Source organism: Streptomyces sp. KR55 (genome assembly GCF_052245645.1).
Classification (GTDB): domain Bacteria; phylum Actinomycetota; class Actinomycetes; order Streptomycetales; family Streptomycetaceae; genus Streptomyces; species Streptomyces flavusporus.
This window is the reverse complement of sequence record NZ_JBQQCE010000163.1, coordinates 1-19,404: the sequence shown is the minus strand read 5'-3', so window position 1 is coordinate 19,404 and position 19,404 is coordinate 1. Positions and strand designations below refer to the sequence as shown.

The window sequence follows — 19,404 nt, the reverse complement described above, 5'->3', positions numbered from 1 at the left end:
CGTCCACGATGCCGCCCACCGGCTCGGTTGGTCCGACTGGCGGCGCCGCCACCAGGCCCGATCCCAGGCCGGCCACTACCGTCGACAAGCCACTCAGGCATGAAGATCACGATCTACGGCTGGAGTACTAGGCTGCCGAGAAGGCGAGGATCCTCGGCAACACGACGGCGTGCAAACGACACGATGTGAGCCGTGAGTGCCTGCGGTGGGGAAGAGCGACGAACCACTGGCGATGGATCGGTGACGTGCGCCCAAGTGGTGCCGTTCAGCGCATGGCGCATAGCGCTGACCGACACCTTGTACTCGCGGGCGAGGGCACGGCAGTCCGCCGTGCGGGCCCCATAGCGCCGACGGGCGTCGGCGACCATAGCGGCAGTCAGTTTTCCCTTAGCTCCCAACACGCAACTTTCCGACAAATAGCTGGTACAGCAAGGTGCCAGACTTGCGTGCGGAGTGCGCAGCCAGGCGTCGCAGCCCGTCCTACACCCGCCGAACAAAGTCAGCAGAACCATTCTCACCATCGGGCGGAGTGGTCCCGCTCCGGGGAGCTCGTCGCGCTGGGCCCAGCTGCTCCAGGTCGTCGGCCGCGGCGGCCATCCCGAGCACCCCCTGCATCTGGCCAGCTGTGCCGAGCCGCGCACCTGCGCGCCGGTGCCAGCCCAACACCATGACCGTCGTCCTCCCTCGTTAACTTCACCAGGAGGATGCTGTGTTGCCAGATCAGCTTGCGGGCTTCGCGCACCCCAGCGACGAGGCCCTCGTCGCTGGCGGCGTCCTAGCTCAGCACGCCGCCGAGGTGCCCGCACCGCCATCGTCACCGCCACCTGGTCCCCGGACAGCCCCTGCGCGGCGGAACTGGCCAACGCAGTCGGCATCTTGGGTGCAGGACGACCGTGAGGATGAACCTTTGGAGTGGACACCCTGACAATGGATCTTGATGGTCCAGGGAGGGATGTCCAGGTGGGACGCAAGTCTCCGTATCCGGAGGAGTTCAGGAAGGACGCCGTCGCGCTCTACCGCGCCGCGGCCGGGAAGCGGACGTATGCGGCGGTGGCCGCGGATCTCGGCATCACCGCGGAGTCGCTGCGGACCTGGGTGCGCAAGGACGAGGCCCAGACCGCACCCGTGGGCCGCGACGGCAGCGTGAGCCCGGAGGAGGAGCTGGCCCGGCTGCGGGCCGAGAACGCCCGGCTGCTCAAGGCCGAGCAGGAGTGGCAGCTGGAGCGCGAGATCCTGCGCCGGGCAGCGGCCTATTTCGCCCGGGAGGTGAAGTGAGCCCCTGCCGCTGGGACTTCATCTCCGAGAACCGCGCAGACTTCGGCGTGCAGCGGATCTGCCGGGTGCTCGGGGCGTCCCGCTCCGGCTACTACAGGCACCAGGCCGCCACTGCCGTCCGCGCCGAGCGCCAGGCCGAGGAGGCCAAGGTGGTCGCCGAGATCCGTGAGGTCCACGCCGAACATCACGGCGCCTGTGGAGCCCCTCGCGTCCATGCCGAACTGCGGGCCACGGGACGGAGAATCAACCGTAAGCGCGTGACCCGGCTGATGCGCGTCAACCACATCATCGGCCGTCACCTGCGCAGGAAGAGGCGGACCACCGTGCCGGACAAGACGGCGCCGCCCGCCCCGGACCTGATGAACAGGGACTTCAACGCGAAGACGCTGAACACCAAGTGGTGCGGCGACATTACCTACATACCTGTCGGATCAGCGTGGCTGTATCTGGCCACGGTCATCGATATCTGCTCGCGCCGTGTGGTGGGCTGGTCCATCGCCGATCACATGCGCGCCGAGCTCGTCACGGACGCCATCGAGATGGCGGTTGCCGCCCGCGGCGGCCAGGTGCACGGCGTCATCTTTCACACGGACAGGGGCGCCCAGTACAGTGCGGCCGTCTTCGCCGAGGCCTGCCGTCGGCACGGCATCCGCCGCAGCATGGGGCGCGTCGGTTCGAGCTATGAACTATAGGAGCGTCAATGCCCTCGCCGAGTCGTTCTTCCAGGGACTCAAGCGCGAGTTGCTCCACGGTCGGCGCTGGGCCTCGAAGGCGCAGACCCGGCTCGAGTTGTTCCGCTGGATGTCGTACTACAACTGGCGCCGCCGTCACTCCGCCCTCGGCTACCTCACACCGATCGAGTTCGAGCAGCGACTGATCGCGTCACGTACGCTGTCACTCGCCGCATAAAACCCGGTGTCCACTCCCGGGGGTCAACCTCACATGGTCGACCTGTGCGCTCCTGCGCGCCGTCGCGGACCAATTGTCGGATCCCGGCCAGCGTGCCACCCGCAAGCCCGACATCACCGTGGACGGCGAGCGCCTCGTCCCCCTACGCAGGGGAGAGAAGGGCAACTCGGTGACGGCATATGTCGAGGTCGGTGACAAGCCCTACCCTCGCAAGCTCGTTGTGGACATCCCAACGTTCGCCCCCACACCGGTCGATTTCCGGCTCGACGCGTACGGCGAACCCGTCACTGTGGACCCCCCGGCAGCCTCCCGGACCATCCGTTCCGCACCCATCGAGGCCCTGGCGGAGGATCACCTCGCGGCCGGCCTGCACGGCAGCTGAAGCGCGTAGCACACAGGCCGCGCGTTCGCAGGTCAGGGTTGGCCTGCGGCGCTTCCGGTAGGCTATGCGGTTGGTTCGGTGGGCAGGACGGTCTCGTCGGATCCTGACTCGATCAAGGTGGAGGCGGGCCCTCGCCAGTAGCCGCATGTGACGGCGGGCTGAGGACGTGAGGCCCGGCCCCGCCGGAACCGTGCGGTAATAACGGGGAGCGCACCTCTGTCGACGACGTGCTCCGCTGAGGTGCTGCGATCTCACGCCGCCCAGCACTCAGGCGGCCTGACGGACGGCATCAGGAATCAATGTTGAGCCGTCCCGAGCGGAACGGTTCGACCAGGTGAGGCAGGCCGGCGAAGCCGGCACCGGCGAGGGCTTCCGCAAGGGCCGGCAAGGCCGCGGTCCGGGGTACGAGAGCTGGATCCACCTCGACGCGGGCCCGGTCTCCGAGGTCGCGGACCCGAAGGTCCGTCACCTGCAGTCCCGCCTCGGCCAAAAGGGCCCGTACGGCCGCCTCTGCGCGGTCGACGCGGGCCAGGCGATAGGGGGTGACTTCGATGCCATAGCGAACCCGGCTGGCGAGACAGGGAGTCGCCGGTTTGTTCCAGGTGGGCAGCGACCAGTGCCTGCTGAGGCGGCGTACGTCCGCCTTCGTCAGGCCGGCGTCGAGGAGCGGAGTCCTGATGCCGCGTTCCCGTCCGGCGCGGACCCCCGGCCGGTAGGGGTCTGCGGCGTCGTCTGCGTTGGTGCCGGTGGCCACCAGGTCGAAGCCGTGCTCGTGGGCAAGCGCGGCGATGGTGTCCAGCACCTCGGACTTGCAGAAGTAGCAGCGGTCGGGACCGTTGGCCCGGTAGCCGGGGCGAGTCAACTCATTTGTGCGCGGGGTGAGATGGGTGACCCCGAGCTCGTCGGCGAGGCGCCGGGCGTGGGAGAGTTCCCCGCCGGCCAGGCTCTCCGACACGGCGGTGACGGCCAGGACGTGCTCGGGCCCGAGCACACGCACACCCGCGGCCAGGACCAGGGCGGAGTCGGCGCCGCCCGAGTAGGCGACGGCGAAGGGTCCGCCGAGCGCACGCACCCGGTCCACCAGCCGCTGCTCCACGGGGTCGTCACTCGGCACGTTCTTCCTCCTGACGCGTCACCGTCGTTCCTCCTCGGCTGAGACGAAGTGCGTGCGCGGCGACGGCACGCAGGGGCAGACCCAGCGCCGAGGCTGCGGCCACCAGGTCGTCGTGCTCGGGCTTGGCCGCGTGCGGACCGTGTTTGATCCGTACGAGATGTCCGCCGACGTCCACCGTCTCGAAGGCGCGCGGCAGCGTCGTGCGGGTTGCGCCGACGCGCCGGACGCCGAGGGCGCCGGTCTCGGCCAGGACCAGCTGGCGGAGCAGTCGTTCGTGATGCGGGGTGGTGAGGACGTGCAGGACCTGCGCGGGTCTGCCCTTCTTCATCACGGCGGGGGTCGTCCAGGCGTCGAGGGCACCGGCGTCCAGCGCCCGGGTGATGACGTGCCCGAGGAGTTCGCCGGTGACGTCGTCGAGGTTGGTCTCCAGGACGACCACGTCCTCGTCCGGTGCGGCCGGAAGGGCGGCGCCGAGGCTGACGGAGACGACGTTGGGCCGGTCGGGCAGGCGACGGGTGCCTGCCCCGTAACCGGTAGCGCCCAACGTCATGGGCGGCGGCGGACCGTAGCGGGCTCCGGCAGCGCGCAGCAGTGCGGCTCCGGTGGGTGTCACCGTTTCGCCGGGCAGGTCGCTGCCCGTGACAGCTGCTCCCGCCAGGAGGGCGAGGGTGGCCGGCGCGGGGCAGGGCAGGACGCCGTGCGCGGCCTTCACCCGGCCCCGGCCGAGCGGCAGGGGTGCGCTGACGACGTCGGTGACGCCCAGGGCGTGCAGGGCCGCGGCGCTGCCGACGATGTCGACGAGGGTGTCGTGGCCGCCGAGTTCGTGCAGGTGGACGGTGGCCGGGTCGGCGTCATGCAGCTGCCCCTCCACCTCGGCGACGGCGGACACGGCGGCGACGGCGAGGGCAGCGACGGGCTGCGGGGCTGCCCGGGAGGCCATCTCCAGCACCTCGGCGGCGCGGCGCTCGGTGCAGGGGTCGGTGACCTCCACGCGGACCCGGGTGGCGGCCAGTCCGTGGTCGGTGATGCGTTCGGCCATCAGGTCCCAGCCGGTCAGGCCGGTGGCGGCCACAGCGGCCCGTATCCGGTCCAGCGGTGCCCCCGCATCGATCAGGGCGGCCAGCAGCATGTCCCCGGCCAGTCCGGTGAACGGGTTGACCCAGCAGATCACTCGGTGCCTCCGCGCTCTGCCGTCAACCGGGCCTGGGCGATGCGGTGGACCGCCATGGCCGCCGAGAACCCGGAGTCGATGTTGACCACGGTCACCCCGGCGGCACAGGAGGCGTGCATGGCGAGGAGCGCTGTGACGCCCTCCAGCGAGGCGCCGTATCCCGTGGAGACGGGCACCGCGACAACGGGGGCGCGCACCAGGCCGCCGACAACACTGGCGAGGGCGCCTTCCATGCCGGCCACCACGATGACCGCGTCGGCGTCCTGGAGCCGGCCGCGCACCTGAAGGACGCGGTCGAGTCCCGCCACCCCCACGTCGTGGACGACCGTCGTGTCCAGTCCGATGGCCGAGGCCACGGCGGCGGCTTCGGCGGCCACCGGACCGTCGGACGTTCCGGCGGCCACCACCATGACGGAGAATTGCCCGGCGGCGGCCGGCCGCCAGGACAGCAGCCGGGCCTTCTCGTCGTACGCCCCGCCGTCCACCCGCACCAGGACTGCCGCCGCCGCATTGGGGGCGACGCGGGTGGCGAGCACGGGCCCGGTGTTGTGTTCCAGGAGTCCGGTGACGATTCCGGCGATCTGCTCCACGGTCTTGCCGGGGCCGTAGACGACCTCGGGCAGTCCCTGCCGGGCCTCACGGCCGAGATCGAGCCGTGCGTATCCCAGGTCGAGCACCTCGCTCACGGCCGCCCCCCTTCGATGTACGGAATGGTCTGCGGACCTTCCGGCAGGACACAGAGGCGGGCGCCCGGACCCGCGGCGGCCAGCGCCTCCGCCACGGTGGCGGAGATGTCGTGGGTCTGGCGCAGATGGGCTGCGGCCAGCTCTGCGTCGCTGAGGAAGGAGGTGTGCATGATGACGTGGCTGCCCGACTGGATACGGGCCTGGATCTGCACCTGCCACTGGTCCGGAATCGTTTCGGTCCGCGCGCCGATGTCGGCGAACAGCGCCTGCGGGGACGGCGCGGAGGCCAGCACCCGGCGGTAGGAGCCGTGGTCGGGGAAGCCGTCACGGCACTCGGCCGCGCACACGATCGTCCCTCCGGGCCGGACCACCTGGAAGGCCGCCGACATCCCCTTGACCGCCTGGTACAGGTTCTGGTCCAGCGGGAAGCCGGAGTTGGTGGTGACGACGACGTCGAACGGCGACTCCACCGGGCGCATCGCCATCCGCTTGGCCGTGGCCGTCGCGGCGGCGTGCATCGGCAGCAGGTCGCCCCCGAACGCGGCCACGATCTCCTTGTCCCGGTTGAGCACCACGTCCAGCGCGAAGGTCACGCCGGTGGCTTCGGCGATGGCGCGCACGTCGTCGTGGACCGGATTGCCGTGGGTGATGCCCCAGGTGGCTCGCGGGTCGCCGATGCGGGCCGCGTCATGCAGCACGAGCACGGTCTCCAGGGCGGCCAGCCCGGGGGCGACGAGCTTGGGCCCGCCCGAGAACCCGGCGAAGAAGTGGGGCTCGACGAAGCCGGTGGTGATGCGGACGTCCGCCTCCCACCACTCGCGGTTGAGCCACACCGGTACGCCGTTGCCGTGGGTGCCGATCCATGTCAACTGCCCGGCATCGCGGGCGTCGTGGTTGACGATCCGTACCGCGTCCACGATCTCGTCGCCGAACATCGCCCGGAGCTCGGAGTCGTCGTTGCCGCGATGAGTGCCGGTCGCGACGAGGATCACCACGTCCTCCCGGCGGACGACGCCCTCGAGTTCGTCGAGGACGGCCGGGATCATCAGGTGCCGGGGCTGCGGGCGGGTGCCGTCGCAGGCCGAGATGGCCACCGTCTGCCCCGGGCGCACCCGCTCGCGCAGCGGCGGTCCGGCGACCGGGTCACGCAGGGCCGCGCGCAGGACGGCCATCTGGTCCGCGGCCCCCTCGTGGTGGACCGGTTCGACGACCGTCGCCGCACGAGGATCCACCTCGATGTCGAGCCCTGACTGCCCATAGGCCAGGCGCACCTTCACCGGACCACCCCCACAGGATCTCCGTCACCGGCTCGCCCGTCCCTCTCGCCCAGTCGGTAGGCGCGCTCGGCCGTCGCGGCGAAGACATGGGATCGCTCGGCTGCGGTGAGGTCGGCGGTCAGTGCCTCCGCCGCGTCGACGACCTCCTCGTACGAGGCGGCCAGCAGACAGACCGGCCAGTCCGAGCCGAACATCACCCGCCGCGGGCCGAAGGCGTCGAGCACCACCTCGGCGTAGGGACGCAAAGCGGTCACGCTCCAGTTGTGCCATTCGGCCTCGGTGACCATGCCGGACAGCTTGCAGAACACATTGGGCACCGCCGCCAGTTCACGGATCAACGAGGCCCAGGGCTGCAGTTCGCCCGTGGCGATGGGCGGCTTGGACAGATGATCGAGGACGAAGGTGAGTTCCGGCAGCTCCCTGACGGCGGTGATGGCGGCAGGCAGCTGGTGAGGCAGGACGAGCAGGTCGAAGGTGAGGCCCGCCTGCGCGAGCGTGCGCAGCCCCCGGCGCACGTCCGGCCGGTTCAACCAGCCCGGGTCCTGCTCACCCTGCACCAGGTGCCGCAGGCCCACCAGATGGTCACCACCGGGCGCCGCCCGCAGCGCGTCCAGGGTGCCGGCGAGGCCGTCCGCGGTGAGGTCGGCCCAGCCCACGACCCCGGCGACCACGTCGCCCGCTGCGGCCAAGGCCAGGAACTCGGCGGTCTCGTCGAGGTCGGGCAGGACCTGGACCAGCACCGTACGGTCGATGCCCGCTGCCCCGGCTGTCGGCGCCAGGTCCTCCAAGGTGAAGTCCCGCCGCAGCGGAGCCATGCCGGGAGCGTCGAGCCATGCGTGTACGCGGCGCCGCGGGCCGCAACCCGCGGCGGACGGCGGGGCCGATGCCGGTCGCCAGACGTGGTGGTGTGCGTCGATCCTGCTCATCGTCCATCCCCTTCAAGGGCGTCGAGCGCCACCCACAGCTCCTCGGGGATCGACGCGCAGGCGTGTGCGACGTTCACGGTGATCTCCTGCGCACTGCGCGCCCCGACGACGACCCCGGTGACGGCGGGGTGCCGCAGCGGGAACCGCAAAGCCGCGGCGGCCAGCGCCACGCCGTGGGCAGCGCAGAGCTCGCTCAGAGCGAGGGCATGCCGCCGCACCGCTTCGGGGGCCGGCGCGTAGTCGTACGTGGCATCGGGTGCCAGATTCGCCAGGATGCCGCTGTTGAAGACACCGCCGACCAGGACGCCCACTCCGCGTTCGGCACAAGCGGGCAGCAATTCGTCGGCCGCGCTGCGATCCAGCAGGGAGTAGCGGCCGGCCACGAGCACACAGTCGAGGTCCGTCTCGGTGACGAAGCGGGTGAGCATCGCCGTCTGGTTCATCCCCACGCCGATCGCCCGGACCGCTTTCTCGGCACGCAGCCGGTCCAGCGCCGGGTAGGCGCCGGTGACGGCCTCCTTCCAGTGGTCGTCCGGGTCGTGGATGAGCACGATGTCGAAGGCATCGAGGCCGGAGCGCTCCAGGCTCTCGGCCAGGGAGCGGTAGACGCCTTCGGCGCTGTAGTCGCGGATCCTGACCAGGCCGGGTTCGCCGTGGAAGTTCTCGTCTCCCGAAGCGGACTCACCCGGCACGAGCAACCGGCCGACCTTGGTGGACACCGTGCATTGCGAGCGCGGGCGCCCGATGCCGGTGAGGAACGCGCCGAGCCGCCGCTCGGCGAGCCCGGCACCGTAGTGCGGGGCGGTGTCGAAGTAGCGGATCCCGGCCGACCAGGCGGCCTCCAACGTGGCGGCGGCCTCCCGGTCGCCGACAGCCGAGAACAGACCGCCCAGCGGCGCGGTGCCCAGCCCGATGCGGCTGACAGTCACTTCGGAGCGTCCGAGAGGTACCCGTTCGGCGTACCAGGGGTGAGCCGCGCCGGACATCAGGCCTGCCCGACGACGTGCCGCTGACGACCGAGCCGGTCGATCTCCACCTCGACCACGTCGCCGGCCCGGAGGTAGGGGAAGTCGTTGGCGCCGAAGGCGACTCCTGCCGGGGTTCCTGTGTTGATCACGTCGCCGGGGTCCAGCACCATGAACTGGCTCAGATACCAGACGATGTGGTGCACACCGAAGATCATGTTCTTGGTGTGGCCGTCTTGGCGCGGCTCGCCGTTGACCCGCAGCCGCAGCCCCAGGTCCTGGGGGTCGCCGGTCTCGTCCGGCGTCACCAGCCAGGGTCCGAGCGGGTTGAACGTCTCGCAGGACTTGCCCTTGTCCCACTGTCCTCCGCGCTCGTGCTGGAAGGCGCGCTCGCTCACGTCGTCGGCGATGGCGTAGCCCGCGATGACCTCGGCGGCGGCATCCGGCGAGTGCAGGTAGCGGGCGGTCCGGCCGATGATGACCGCGAGTTCGATCTCGTAGTCCGTCTTGCTGCTGGTGCGCGGTATGAGGACGGTGTCGTCGGGTCCGACCACTGTGTTGGCCGCCTTCATGAAGACCACCGGCTCGGCCGGGGGCGGGGTCGCGGTCTCCTCGGCGTGATCGACGTAGTTCAGCCCGACGCACACGACCTTGCCGGGTCGCGCCACCGGGGCGCCGATGCGTCGCCCCGTCATCTCGATGCGCGGCAGAGCTCCCTCGGCCAGCGCGGCGCGGGCGCGCTGAACGCCGTCCCCGGCCAGGAAGGTGCCGTCGATGTCGGCGGTGAGCGACATCAGGTCGTAGGCGACGCCGTCGGCGTCGAGGACGGCGGGGCGCTCGGAGCCCGCAGGGCCCACGCGCAGGAATCTCATCGGATGCTCCTCGCTGAGGGAACGTGGCTGCCCGAGGCGATGGCGCCTGGGCCGGACACGGGGGAGGGGAAAACGGGGTGGTGGGCGATGGGGGTCAGGAACTGCTAGGCCTTCCTGACGCCGCTCGGGATGCCGCTGTTGGGCTCCAGGTGCTCGCGCAGCCACTGCTCGGTGGTGCTGACGTGCAGGAGCGCGGCGGCCTGGGCCAGGGAGGTGTCGCGGGCGGCCAGCGCCTGGTAGATCGCCTCATGTTCGGCGACGGTGCGGGCAGCGGCCTTGTCGTCCACCAGACCTCGCCAGACGCGTGCACGCACCGTCCGGCTGGAGATGCCCTCCAGCAGGGTGGCGAGGGTGGCGTTGCCCGTGGCCGCGATCACCGCCCGGTGGAACGCGGCGTCGTGCTCGTTGAGCCGCTCCACGTCGTCCCGGGCCGCCCGCATCGCGTCCAAGTGCCGCTCCACCTCCCCCAGTTCCTCGGCCGAGATCCGGGCGGCGGCCAGTCCGGTGGCGACCGGTTCGAACAGCCGCCGCACCTCGGTCAGCTCCAGCAGGGTGTCGCCGCGCAGCAGTTCCACCGCCGACCCGATGCTGCTCAGCAGCAGCTCCGGTTCGAGGCTGGTCACATAGGTGCCGTCGCCCCGACGGATTTCCAGCACCCGTGCGACAACCAGTGCCTTCACCGCCTCCCGCATCAGATTGCGGGACAGGCCCAGCTCCGCGGCCAGCTGCTGCTCGGGCGGCAGTTTGGCGCCTGGCGGCAGCTCGCCGGAGTGGATGAGATCCCTGATGCGGTCGATGGCCTTGTCGGTCAATGACATGCGGCTGCTCCCTGCTCGTTGCCCAGGCGGCGGCAGCGTAGCAACACATCCCATCACTGAGGAAGAAATGGAGCGGCTCAAGAAGTCACCCACATATGTCTTCGACATAAAGGCGCAGGCAGATTGCTTGACGCCATATCTTTTCCTCCCGAGGTATGGACACCGCCACGGGGCGACCCTATAAATCCATCCCATGTCCAGATTCTGCCCTCGCAGAGAGGACATCGCGTTGACACACGACGATGGGTGGTTGCCATGGCGCCGAGACAGTGCTGGACCCTCCGAGCCGAAGGTGTCGGGCCCGATGAGTGAGCTGATCAGCGCGGTCGAGGCCGTCGACGTGCGGTTCCCGACCTCGCGGGAACTCGACGGCTCCGACGCCATGAACCCCGAACCCGACTACTCGGCTGCTTATGTGACGCTCCGTACGAGCGCCGGGGGTGAGGGGCACGGGCTCGCCTTCACCGTGGGACGCGGCAACGACGTCCAGGTCGCTGCCGTACGAGCCCTTGCCCCGCTGATCGTGGGGCTCCCGGTGGAGGAGGTACTGGCCGATCTCGGCGGCTTCTCCCGGCGGCTGACCGGTGACAGCCAACTGCGCTGGCTGGGCCCGGAGAAGGGGGCCATCCACATGGCCGCCGCGGCGATCGTCAACGCCGTCTGGGACCTGTACGGGCGCCGTACCGGAAAGCCGGTCTGGCGGCTGCTGGCCGAGCTCTCCCCGGAACAGCTGGTCGACCTGGTCGACTTCCGCTACCTCCAGGACGCCCTCACCCGTGACGAGGCCCTCGACATCCTGCGCCGCGCCGAACCCGGCCGTGCCCGACGCGCCGCGCACCTGCTGGAGCACGGCTACCCGGCGTACACCACCACCCCCGGCTGGCTCGGCTACGACGACGAGAAGCTGGTACGGCTGTCCAAGGAGGCAGTCGCCGAGGGCTTTGGCCAGATCAAGCTGAAGGTCGGCGCCGACCGCGAGGCCGACCGGCGCCGTATGCGGCTGGCCCGCGAGGCGGTCGGCCCGGACATCAGGATTGCCGTCGACGCCAATCAGGCGTGGGGAGTTCAACAGGCGATCGACTGGACGGCGTCGCTCGCACCCTACGACCCGTACTGGATCGAGGAACCCACCTCACCGGACGACATCCTCGGCCACGCCGCCATCCGCCGGGCGGTGGCGCCGGTCAAGGTGGCCACAGGTGAACACACCCACAACCAGGTGATGTTCAAACAGCTTCTCCAGGCGGGTGCACTCGACATCCTGCAGCTCGACGCCAGCCGCACCGCCGGTGTCACCGAGAACGTCGCCGTCCTGCTGCTGGCCGCCAAGTTCGGCGTCCCGGTCTGCCCGCACGCCGGCGGGGTCGGACTGTGCGAGATGGTGCAGCACCTTGCGATGTTCGACTATGTGGCCGTCAGCGGCACCACCGAGAACCGCGTGATCGAGTACGTCGACCACCTGCACGAGCACTTCACCGATCCGGTCCGCATCCGCGACGGCCGTTATCTCGCCCCGGCCGCCCCCGGCATCAGCGCCGAACTCCACCCGCAGTCCCTGGCGGACCACCGCTACCCCGACGGCCCTGTGTGGAGCGGAGAGGCCGACGGATGAGCGCGCCCGAGTTCGCGGGACTGACAGCCCTCGTCACCGGCGGCGCCTCCGGCATCGGGCTGGCCACCGCTCGCCTGCTGGCCGTCCGCGGGGCTCGCGTCGCCTGCCTCGACCTCAAACCCGACGACCTTCCCGAACCCCTCGTCGGGATCCGCGCGGACGTCGCCGACGATGCGGGCGTCCGGGCAGCCGTCGAGGAGGCCGCGCGCGTGCTCGGCGGCATCGACATCCTGATCAACAACGCCGGGATCGGCGCCCAGGGCACCATCGAGGAGAACACCGACGACGAGTGGCACCGAGTCTTCGACGTCAACGTCCTCGGCATGGTCCGGGTGACTCGGGCCGCTCTCCCCCATCTGCGCCGCTCCGGCAGCGCGGCCATCGTCAACACCTGCTCCATCGCCGCCACCGCAGGGCTGCCCGACCGGGTGCTGTACTCCGCCACGAAGGGCGCCGTGCTCGCCCTCACCCGGGCAACCGCCGCCGACCTCGTGCACTCCGGGATCCGCGTCAACTGCGTCAACCCCGGCACCGCCGACACGCCGTGGATCGGCCGCCTCCTGGACCGCGCCGCCGACCCTGCAGCCGAACGCGCTGCTCTCCACGCCCGCCAGCCCATGGGCCGTCTCGTCTCCGCCGACGAGGTCGCCGCGGCCATCGCCTACCTGGCAAGCCCCCGATCCGGCTCCACCACCGGCACCGACCTCCCCGTCGACGGCGGCATGCAGGGCCTGCGGATCCGCCCGCGCACCTGACCCGCTCCCTCCCCCTCCACTCCCACGACCGGCACCCGCACACCGCACAACCGGTCCCGCACACAGCCCGTCCGCGTGGCCCCACCAGCAAGGAGAACGAGCAATGAAGCTCAGGTTCACCAGACACGCCTGTTTCGGCGCCCTCGCCGCCCTGACCGTCACCTCACTCGCTGCCTGCGGGGGTTCCGGATCCGCGTCAGCCTCGGGCCAAGGCGGTGGTGCAGCGGCGGTCGGGGTCGACTACCCGCGCTCCGACACCGACTTCTGGAACTCGTACATCAAGTACACCCCGCAGTTCGCGAAGGAACTCAAGCTCGATCTGAAGACCACCAACTCGCAGAACGACGTCGCCAAACTCACCGCCAACGTCCAGACGTTCATCAGTCAGGGCGTCAAGGGTGTCGCGATGGCGCCGCAGGACACCGCCGCCATCGCGCCCACCCTGGCGCAGTTGGAAGCGAAGAAAATTCCCGTCGTCTCCGTGGACACCCGCCCCGACACCGGCAACGTGTACATGGTCGTCCGCGCGGACAACCGCGCATACGGCGAGAAGGCCTGCCGATACCTCGGGACCAAGCTGGGAGGCAAGGGCAAGGTCGTCATGCTCCAGGGCGATCTCGCCTCCGTCAACGGCCGCGACCGTACCGAGGCGTTCAACGGCTGCATGAAGAAGAACTATCCGGCCATCAAGGTCTTCGGTGAGGCCACCAACTGGGACGGAGCGGTCGCTGCGCAGAAGCTGCAGACGACCCTGACCGCCCACCCCGACATCAAGGGCGTCTACATGCAGTCCAGCTTCGCGCTGGCCGGCACCCTCCAGGTACTCAAGCAGAAGAACCTGCTGGTCGGCCCCGAGGACAAGAAGCACGTGTTCGTCGTCTCCAACGACGGCATCCCCGAGGAACTCAAGAACATCGCCGAGGGCAAGATCGACGCCACCGTTTCCCAGCCGGCCGACCTCTACGCCAAGTACGCCCTCTACTACCTGAAGGCGGCGATCGACGGCAAGACGTTCACGCCCGGCAAGACCGACCACGACAGCACGATCATCAAGGTGCGCGACGGCCTTCTGGAGGACCAGCTCTCCGCACCCCTGGTGACGGCGGACGGCGGCACCTACGGCGGGGTCCCCAGCCTCAAGAGCGACGACGACTCCCTCTGGGGCAACCACCTCGGCTGACCGGAAGGCGATACACAGACATGGTTACGGCTCCGCCCGTCGCCCAGGCGGCGGGGATAACGAAGCGATTCGGTCCCACGGTGGCGCTGCGCGACGCCGGGATCACGATCGCGCCCGGGCAGACCCATGCACTCGTCGGACGCAACGGTGCCGGGAAGTCCACGCTGGTCTCCATCCTCACCGGACTTCACGCACCGGACGAGGGCACGGTCACCTTCAACGGCGAGCCGGCCCCCCGACTCACGGACCGCGACGGCTGGCGCCGGCGGGTGGCCTGCGTATACCAGAAGCCCACCATCATGCTCGAGTTGACGGTCGCCGAAAACCTCTTCCTCAACCGGCACGACCGCGGTCGCGGCGGCCTGATCAGCTGGCGAACGGTGCGCGGCAGAGCACGCGAGCTGCTGCAAACCTGGTCGGTCGACGTGGACGTGAGCACCCCGCACAGCTCGACGGGTCCGCGATCAACCGCCTGTTCGCCCGGATCCGGGACCTGCAACGCCAGGGCGTGACCTTCCTGTTCATCAGCCACCACCTCCAGGAGATCTACGAGATCTGCGACACGGTGACCGTGTTCCGCGACGCCCGGCACATCCTGACTGCCCCGGTGGCCGAACTGCCCCGCGCCGAACTGATCGCCGCCATGACCGGCGAGGGCGCGACCGAAGCCACCAGGGCCCGCCGTCGCCCCACGGACACCGCATCCCCGGATGCGCTCGCGGTGGAAGGCGCCACCCTCCCGGGTGCGTACGAGGACGTGTCCGTCCGCATCCGCCGCGGAGAGATCGTCGGTCTCGCCGGCGCGGCCAGCAGCGGTCGTATCGAGGTGGCGGAGACGGTCGTGGGACTACGGGCCGCAGACTCGGGCACGGTGACGATCGCCGGGGTGCGTCCACGACCCGGCAGTGTGTCCGCGGCTCTGAAGGCCGGGGCCGGCTTCGTCCCGCAGGACCGTCACCAGCAGGGATTCGTGCCGGAGATGTCGATCGCGGACAACGGCACCCTCGCCATCCCCGAACGAATCGGTCCGCCCGGTTTCATCGACGGGCGCCGCCGGGACACCATCGCCCGTTCCATGATCGAAAATCTGGCGATCAAGACGCCGGGGCCGGAGCTGCCCGTCTCCGGACTGTCCGGAGGCAACCAGCAGAAGGTCGTCATGGCACGAGCCATCGCCAACGACCCGAAGGTGCTGGTCCTGATCAATCCGACCGCCGGTGTCGACGTGCGGTCCAAGGAGTTCCTCCTCGGCAAGGTCGAGGAGATCGCCGAGTCCGGCACCGGCGTGCTCATCGCCTCCGACGAACTCGACGACCTGCGCATGTGCGACCGGGTCCTGGTGATGTTCCAGGGCCGAGTAGTGGCCGAGAAGGCCAGCGGCTGGCACGACCACGAACTCGTGGCCGCAATGGAAGGAGTGGACCTCGATGTCTGAAAGCGCGACCGCGGCCGCCGCGAAGAGCCCCAGCGACGGGCCGCCGGACACCAAGAGCGAGCAGCCGACCGCAGGGAGGACGGGAGAACGCAGGCTGGCCTTCGCGCGGCTCCGGGACCTGGCGCTCATTCCTGCGATCATCGTCATGGCCATCGTCGGCCAGCTGGTGAATCCGGTGTTCCTGCAGCCCGACAACCTGATCAACGTCCTGCAGACCATGTCCGAGATCGCACTGCTGGTCCTCGCCCAGACCCTGGTGCTGATCGTCAAGAAGATGGACCTCTCCCTGGAGTCCACCGTCGGGCTCGCCCCCGGCGTCGCGGCCTGGCTCACCGTCCCGGCGGGCGCGGCACACGGGGTCGGACTGCTGCCCGGTGCCTGGTCCATCCCCGTCACCTTGACGGTCGGTCTCCTCATCGGTGTCGTGAACGCCCTGTTCATCATCCGGTTCGGGCTCAACGGCTTCATCGTGACACTCGGCATGCTGATCGTGCTGCGCGGCATCCTGACCGGCATCTCCGGCGGCCAGACCTTCTTTCAGCTGCCCCCGTCGATGCTCTACCTCGGCACCACCCAATGGCTGGGCATGCCCGCCTCGGTGTGGATCTGCCTGATCCTCTTCGCGATCGGCATCGTGGTGCTCGGCTTCACCAGCTTCGGCCGCTCCCTCTATGCGATCGGCGGCAACGTCGACGCGGCGAAAGCGGCCGGCATCCGCACCGACCGGGTGCTGTGGATCGTCATCGTCACCGCGAGCGTCCTCGCCGCGCTGAGCGGCCTGCTGCTCTCGGGACGCCTCGCCTCCGTGGCCTCCGCCCAGGGCAACGGCTACATCTTCACCGTGTTCGCCGCCGCCGTCATCGGCGGTATCAGCCTCAACGGCGGCAAGGGCACGGTGTTCGGCGCGTTCACCGGCATCCTGCTGCTGTTCCTGATCCAGAACGTCCTCACCCTCGGAGGCGTCCCCGCGCAGTGGATCGGCGCCCTCAACGGCGCGATCATCCTCGTCGCGCTGGCGCTGTCCCGCATCACCGGAGGCAAGGCGCAGGAATAGACGCCCCTGCCTTCCCCGCCGCCCCCTGGCCCCGCCGCCGCCCGAGACCGGTCGGCCACGCCGCATCGCACGGCCGTGACCACGGTCGGGGCAGCGGACCTCACCCCCCATTCGTGAATGACCAGCCCAACCCGCATCCGAAAGGCAGGCATTCCCATGGAACGAAGAGATTTTCTCGTCACCTCCGCAGCGACGTCCGCTGCACTTGCCGTCGGCCTCCCGCCCACTGCGGCGGCCGCGGCACCGCAGACCGCCGCAGAAGCGGAGGATGCCGCCGCGCCGGACACCTCCCGCCTCGCCCTGTGGTACGACAGGCCCGCAGGCCAGTGGCTGGAGGCGTTGCCGATCGGCAACGGCCGCCTCGGCGCGATGGTGTTCGGCGGAGTCGACACCGAACAGCTCCAGCTCAACGAGGACACTCTGTGGGCGGGAGGCCCCTACGAGCCCGCCAACCCCCAGGGCCTGGCAAACCTCCCCGAGATCCGGCGCCGGGTCTTCGCCGGCCAGTGGAACTCGGCCCAGGATCTGATCAACTCGACGTTCCTGGGCAGCCCGGTCGGGGAGTTGATGTACCAGACGGTCGGCAACCTGCGCCTCAAGGTCCCGGGCACAGGTGACGTCAGCTCCTATCGACGGGAGTTGGACCTGGACACGGCCGTGGCCACCACGACGTACACCCGCAGCGGGGTGGCCTACCGTCGCGAGGCGTTCGCCACCCACGCCGACCAGCTGATCGTGGTCCGCCTGACCGCCGACACCCCCGGTGCCCTGTCGCTCACCGCCACCTTCGACAGCCCCCAGCAGGCCCAGACATCCTCCCCGGACCGCATCACCGCCGCGCTGGAGGGGATCGGGCAGACCCGCGAGGGAATCACCGGCCGGGTCCGCTTTCGCGCTCTGGTCCGTGCCCGCGCCGAGGGGGGCACCGTGCGCAGCGAGAACGGCACACTCGCCGTGGACGGGGCCGACGCGGTGACCCTGCTGGTATCCGTCGGCACCAGCTACAACGACTACCGGGACGCTTCCGGTGACCACCGGGCCCGCGCCGAACGCCCCCTGAACGCCGCCGCCGACACCCCCTACGGGCAGCTGCGCTCCCGGCACGTGCGCGACCACCGGGCCCTCTTCCGGCGCGTCACGCTCGACCTCGGCACCACGGATGCCGCACAGGCGCCGACCGATCAGCGGATCGCGGCCTTCGCCCAGGCCGACGACCCCCAGCTGGTGGCCCTGCACTACCAGTTCGGCCGCTACCTGCTCATCGCTTCCTCCCGCCCCGGCACCCAGCCCGCCAACCTGCAGGGTATCTGGAACGACCAGCTCTCCCCGCCCTGGGACTCCAAGTACACGATCAACATCAACACGGAGATGAACTACTGGCCCGCACCTACCACCAACCTCCTGGAGTGCTGGGAACCGATCTTCGCTCTTCTCGACGACCTCGCCCAGGCAGGACAGAAGACCGCACGGGTGCAGTACGGCGCGAACGGCTGGGTCGCCCATCACAACACCGACGCCTGGCGCGGCACCGCGCCTGTCGACGGCGCGTTCTGGGGCATGTGGCCCACCGGTGGCGCTTGGTTGGCCACCTCGGTATGGGAGCACTACCGCTTCACCGGCGACCGCGACGCGCTGCGCCGGCGCCTGCCGGTCGTTGAAGGAGCGGTCCGCTTCTTCCTCGACGCTCTCGTCCCCGACCCCACCACCGGGCACCTGGTGACCTGTCCGTCCGTGTCACCGGAGAACGCCCACCACCCCGGCGTGTCCGCTTGTGCCGGTCCGACCATGGACAACCAGATCCTGCGCGACCTGTTCGACGGCTACCTCGCCGCCTGTGACACGCTCGGCGCCACGAGCCCGTACGCCGACCAGGTGCGCCAGACCCGCGCCCAACTGCCGCCCATGAAGATCGGTGCGCTGGGACAACTGCAGGAGTGGCAGCAGGACTGGGACGCCGGCGCGCCCGAGCAGCAACACCGCCACATCTCCCACCTGTACGGCCTGCACCCCAGCAACCAGATCTCCAAGCGCGGCACCCCCGAGCTGTTCCGGGCCGCTCTGAGGACACTGGAGATGCGCGGGGACGCCGGCACCGGCTGGTCCCTCGCCTGGAAGATCAATTTCTGGGCGCGCGCCGAAGACGGGATGCGCTCCTACAAACTCCTCACCGACCTGCTCACCCCCGACCGCACCGCCCCGAACCTGTTCGACCTGCACCCGCCCTTCCAGATCGACGGCAACTTCGGAGCCACCGCGGGTGTGACCGAATGGCTGCTCCAGTCCCACACCGACGAGGTCCACCTACTCCCCGCGCTGCCTCCGCAGCTTGCGGAGGGCCGGGCCACTGGCCTCCTCGCCCGCGGCTGCCTCACCGTCGACCTCTCCTGGAGCAACGGCGCACTGACCCACGCCCAGCTCGCGGCACGTCAGACCGGCACTGCCCGACTGCGCACCGCCACACCGGTCACCGTGCATTCCAAGAGCGGCACTCGGACACAGGTGAAACGCCCCGAAAGCACAGTCGTCGTGTTCGAGACCCGGGCAGGCGAGGAGTACGTGATCACGCCGCTGTGACACCCTGAGGTGCCGTCTGCGCCAAGCCGGTCGTTGGAGGCGGGCGCAGCGGCGCCCAGGGGCCATGACGGGCGAGCGGCACAGATTCGCCAGGGCTGCCGACACCCCTCCGTCACGGCGGGTCCCCGGAGGCGGACATGATCCGGTCGGCCGGATCGGAGCCGAAGGCGGACCACTGCGACGGCTGCACACCTTCGCCACCATCGCGGTCTCCCTGCCGTGTCAGACGAGCTCGCGGCCCACCTGCCCCCAGCGGGAGGAGTACGCCTAAGCTTGGCGTTTAACGCCGCAGGTCACTCGACCTGCTGAGTTCTCCGGGAACCGGCAGCACGTGGCGCGGCCGTTCTTCACGCTTCGAGATGTCGAGTAACGAAGCACGAAAGAACGGCCGCTGCCCAT

At 70.0% G+C, this 19,404-nt stretch carries 14 protein-coding genes and 3 pseudogenes; 9 read left to right on the top strand and 8 right to left on the bottom strand.

Annotation, left to right across the window (positions count from 1 at the left end; all coding sequences use genetic code 11):
• Positions 1-709: 709 nt before the first annotated feature.
• The 3 genes and pseudogenes from ACTWQJ_RS23750 to ACTWQJ_RS23740 form a co-directional block, all read left to right on the top strand.
• Positions 710-894, top strand: a pseudogene (locus ACTWQJ_RS23750) (hypothetical protein); the annotation flags it as partial.
• Between the two features lie 66 nt (positions 895-960).
• Positions 961-2,184 (top strand): annotated as a pseudogene (locus tag ACTWQJ_RS23745) (IS3 family transposase).
• Between the two features lie 73 nt (positions 2,185-2,257).
• Entirely contained in the window at positions 2,258-2,566 is a 309-nt protein-coding gene (locus tag ACTWQJ_RS23740) for a hypothetical protein (protein WP_443308613.1), read from the top strand.
• Positions 2,567-2,855: 289 nt separating this feature from the next.
• Here ACTWQJ_RS23740 and larE read toward each other — a convergent pair whose 3' ends face one another.
• The 8 genes from larE to ACTWQJ_RS23700 all read right to left on the bottom strand — a co-directional run bounded on the left by larE (position 2,856) and on the right by ACTWQJ_RS23700 (position 10,395).
• Positions 2,856-3,680 carry an ATP-dependent sacrificial sulfur transferase LarE gene (gene larE / locus ACTWQJ_RS23735; protein WP_443308612.1) on the bottom strand — a complete coding sequence of 275 codons (825 nt, stop codon included), beginning with the start codon at positions 3,678-3,680 and terminating at the stop codon, positions 2,856-2,858.
• Positions 3,670-4,851 carry a nickel pincer cofactor biosynthesis protein LarC gene (larC, locus tag ACTWQJ_RS23730; RefSeq protein WP_443308611.1) on the bottom strand — a complete coding sequence of 394 codons (1,182 nt, stop codon included), beginning with the start codon at positions 4,849-4,851 and terminating at the stop codon, positions 3,670-3,672. Before larC ends, larE begins: the two co-directional genes overlap by 11 nt.
• Positions 4,848-5,537, bottom strand: coding sequence for a nickel pincer cofactor biosynthesis protein LarB (gene larB, locus ACTWQJ_RS23725; RefSeq protein WP_443308610.1), 690 nt, complete (start codon positions 5,535-5,537; stop codon positions 4,848-4,850). Before larB ends, larC begins: the two co-directional genes overlap by 4 nt.
• On the bottom strand, positions 5,534-6,814 hold the full coding sequence (gene larA, locus ACTWQJ_RS23720; protein WP_443308609.1) for a nickel-dependent lactate racemase: 1,281 nt from the start codon (positions 6,812-6,814) through the stop codon (positions 5,534-5,536). The genes larB and larA overlap by 4 nt, the downstream gene beginning before the upstream one ends.
• Positions 6,811-7,740 carry an amidohydrolase family protein gene (locus ACTWQJ_RS23715; RefSeq protein WP_443308608.1) on the bottom strand — a complete coding sequence of 310 codons (930 nt, stop codon included), beginning with the start codon at positions 7,738-7,740 and terminating at the stop codon, positions 6,811-6,813. Before ACTWQJ_RS23715 ends, larA begins: the two co-directional genes overlap by 4 nt.
• Positions 7,737-8,669 carry an aldo/keto reductase gene (locus tag ACTWQJ_RS23710; RefSeq protein ID WP_443308607.1) on the bottom strand — a complete coding sequence of 311 codons (933 nt, stop codon included), beginning with the start codon at positions 8,667-8,669 and terminating at the stop codon, positions 7,737-7,739. The genes ACTWQJ_RS23715 and ACTWQJ_RS23710 overlap by 4 nt, the downstream gene beginning before the upstream one ends.
• A 56-nt stretch (positions 8,670-8,725) precedes the next feature.
• Positions 8,726-9,577, bottom strand: a complete 852-nt coding sequence (locus ACTWQJ_RS23705) for a fumarylacetoacetate hydrolase family protein (protein WP_224740454.1) — start codon at positions 9,575-9,577, stop codon at positions 8,726-8,728.
• 104 nt (positions 9,578-9,681) lie between these two features.
• Entirely contained in the window at positions 9,682-10,395 is a 714-nt protein-coding gene (locus ACTWQJ_RS23700) for a FadR/GntR family transcriptional regulator (RefSeq protein ID WP_443308606.1), read from the bottom strand.
• Positions 10,396-10,699: 304 nt separating this feature from the next.
• Between ACTWQJ_RS23700 and ACTWQJ_RS23695 the strand changes: the two genes are divergently transcribed.
• The 6 genes and pseudogenes from ACTWQJ_RS23695 (at position 10,700) to ACTWQJ_RS23670 (ending at position 19,005) form a co-directional block, all read left to right on the top strand.
• The gene (locus ACTWQJ_RS23695; RefSeq protein WP_443308605.1) at positions 10,700-12,007 is read left to right on the top strand and encodes an enolase C-terminal domain-like protein; all 1,308 of its coding nucleotides are present in this window, start codon (positions 10,700-10,702) and stop codon (positions 12,005-12,007) included.
• Positions 12,004-12,762 carry an SDR family NAD(P)-dependent oxidoreductase gene (locus tag ACTWQJ_RS23690; protein ID WP_443308604.1) on the top strand — a complete coding sequence of 253 codons (759 nt, stop codon included), beginning with the start codon at positions 12,004-12,006 and terminating at the stop codon, positions 12,760-12,762. Before ACTWQJ_RS23695 ends, ACTWQJ_RS23690 begins: the two co-directional genes overlap by 4 nt.
• A 103-nt stretch (positions 12,763-12,865) precedes the next feature.
• Complete coding sequence (locus ACTWQJ_RS23685; protein ID WP_443308603.1) at positions 12,866-13,942, top strand: sugar ABC transporter substrate-binding protein; 1,077 nt, start codon at positions 12,866-12,868, stop codon at positions 13,940-13,942.
• 20 nt (positions 13,943-13,962) lie between these two features.
• Positions 13,963-15,377, top strand: a pseudogene (locus ACTWQJ_RS23680) (sugar ABC transporter ATP-binding protein).
• A complete protein-coding gene (locus ACTWQJ_RS23675; protein WP_443308602.1) occupies positions 15,370-16,431 on the top strand; it encodes an ABC transporter permease in 1,062 nt (353 codons plus the stop codon). Before ACTWQJ_RS23680 ends, ACTWQJ_RS23675 begins: the two are co-directional and overlap by 8 nt.
• Before the next feature lie 156 nt (positions 16,432-16,587).
• Complete coding sequence (locus tag ACTWQJ_RS23670) at positions 16,588-19,005, top strand: glycoside hydrolase family 95 protein (protein ID WP_443308601.1); 2,418 nt, start codon at positions 16,588-16,590, stop codon at positions 19,003-19,005.
• The last annotated feature ends 399 nt before the right edge of the window (positions 19,006-19,404 follow it).

Excerpts from the sequence above, each read along its gene's own strand:
- ACTWQJ_RS23700 (WP_443308606.1), bottom strand. The coding sequence starts at position 10,395 with ATGTCATTGACCGACAAGGCCATCGACCGCATCAGGGATCTCATCCAC.
- ACTWQJ_RS23695 (WP_443308605.1), top strand. The coding sequence starts at position 10,700 with ATGAGTGAGCTGATCAGCGCGGTCGAGGCCGTCGACGTGCGGTTCCCG.
- ACTWQJ_RS23715 (WP_443308608.1), bottom strand. The coding sequence starts at position 7,740 with ATGAGCAGGATCGACGCACACCACCACGTCTGGCGACCGGCATCGGCC.
- ACTWQJ_RS23670 (WP_443308601.1), top strand. The coding sequence starts at position 16,588 with ATGGAACGAAGAGATTTTCTCGTCACCTCCGCAGCGACGTCCGCTGCA.
- ACTWQJ_RS23705 (WP_224740454.1), bottom strand. The coding sequence starts at position 9,577 with ATGAGATTCCTGCGCGTGGGCCCTGCGGGCTCCGAGCGCCCCGCCGTC.
- ACTWQJ_RS23690 (WP_443308604.1), top strand. The coding sequence starts at position 12,004 with ATGAGCGCGCCCGAGTTCGCGGGACTGACAGCCCTCGTCACCGGCGGC.
- ACTWQJ_RS23685 (WP_443308603.1), top strand. The coding sequence starts at position 12,866 with ATGAAGCTCAGGTTCACCAGACACGCCTGTTTCGGCGCCCTCGCCGCC.
- ACTWQJ_RS23675 (WP_443308602.1), top strand. The coding sequence starts at position 15,370 with ATGTCTGAAAGCGCGACCGCGGCCGCCGCGAAGAGCCCCAGCGACGGG.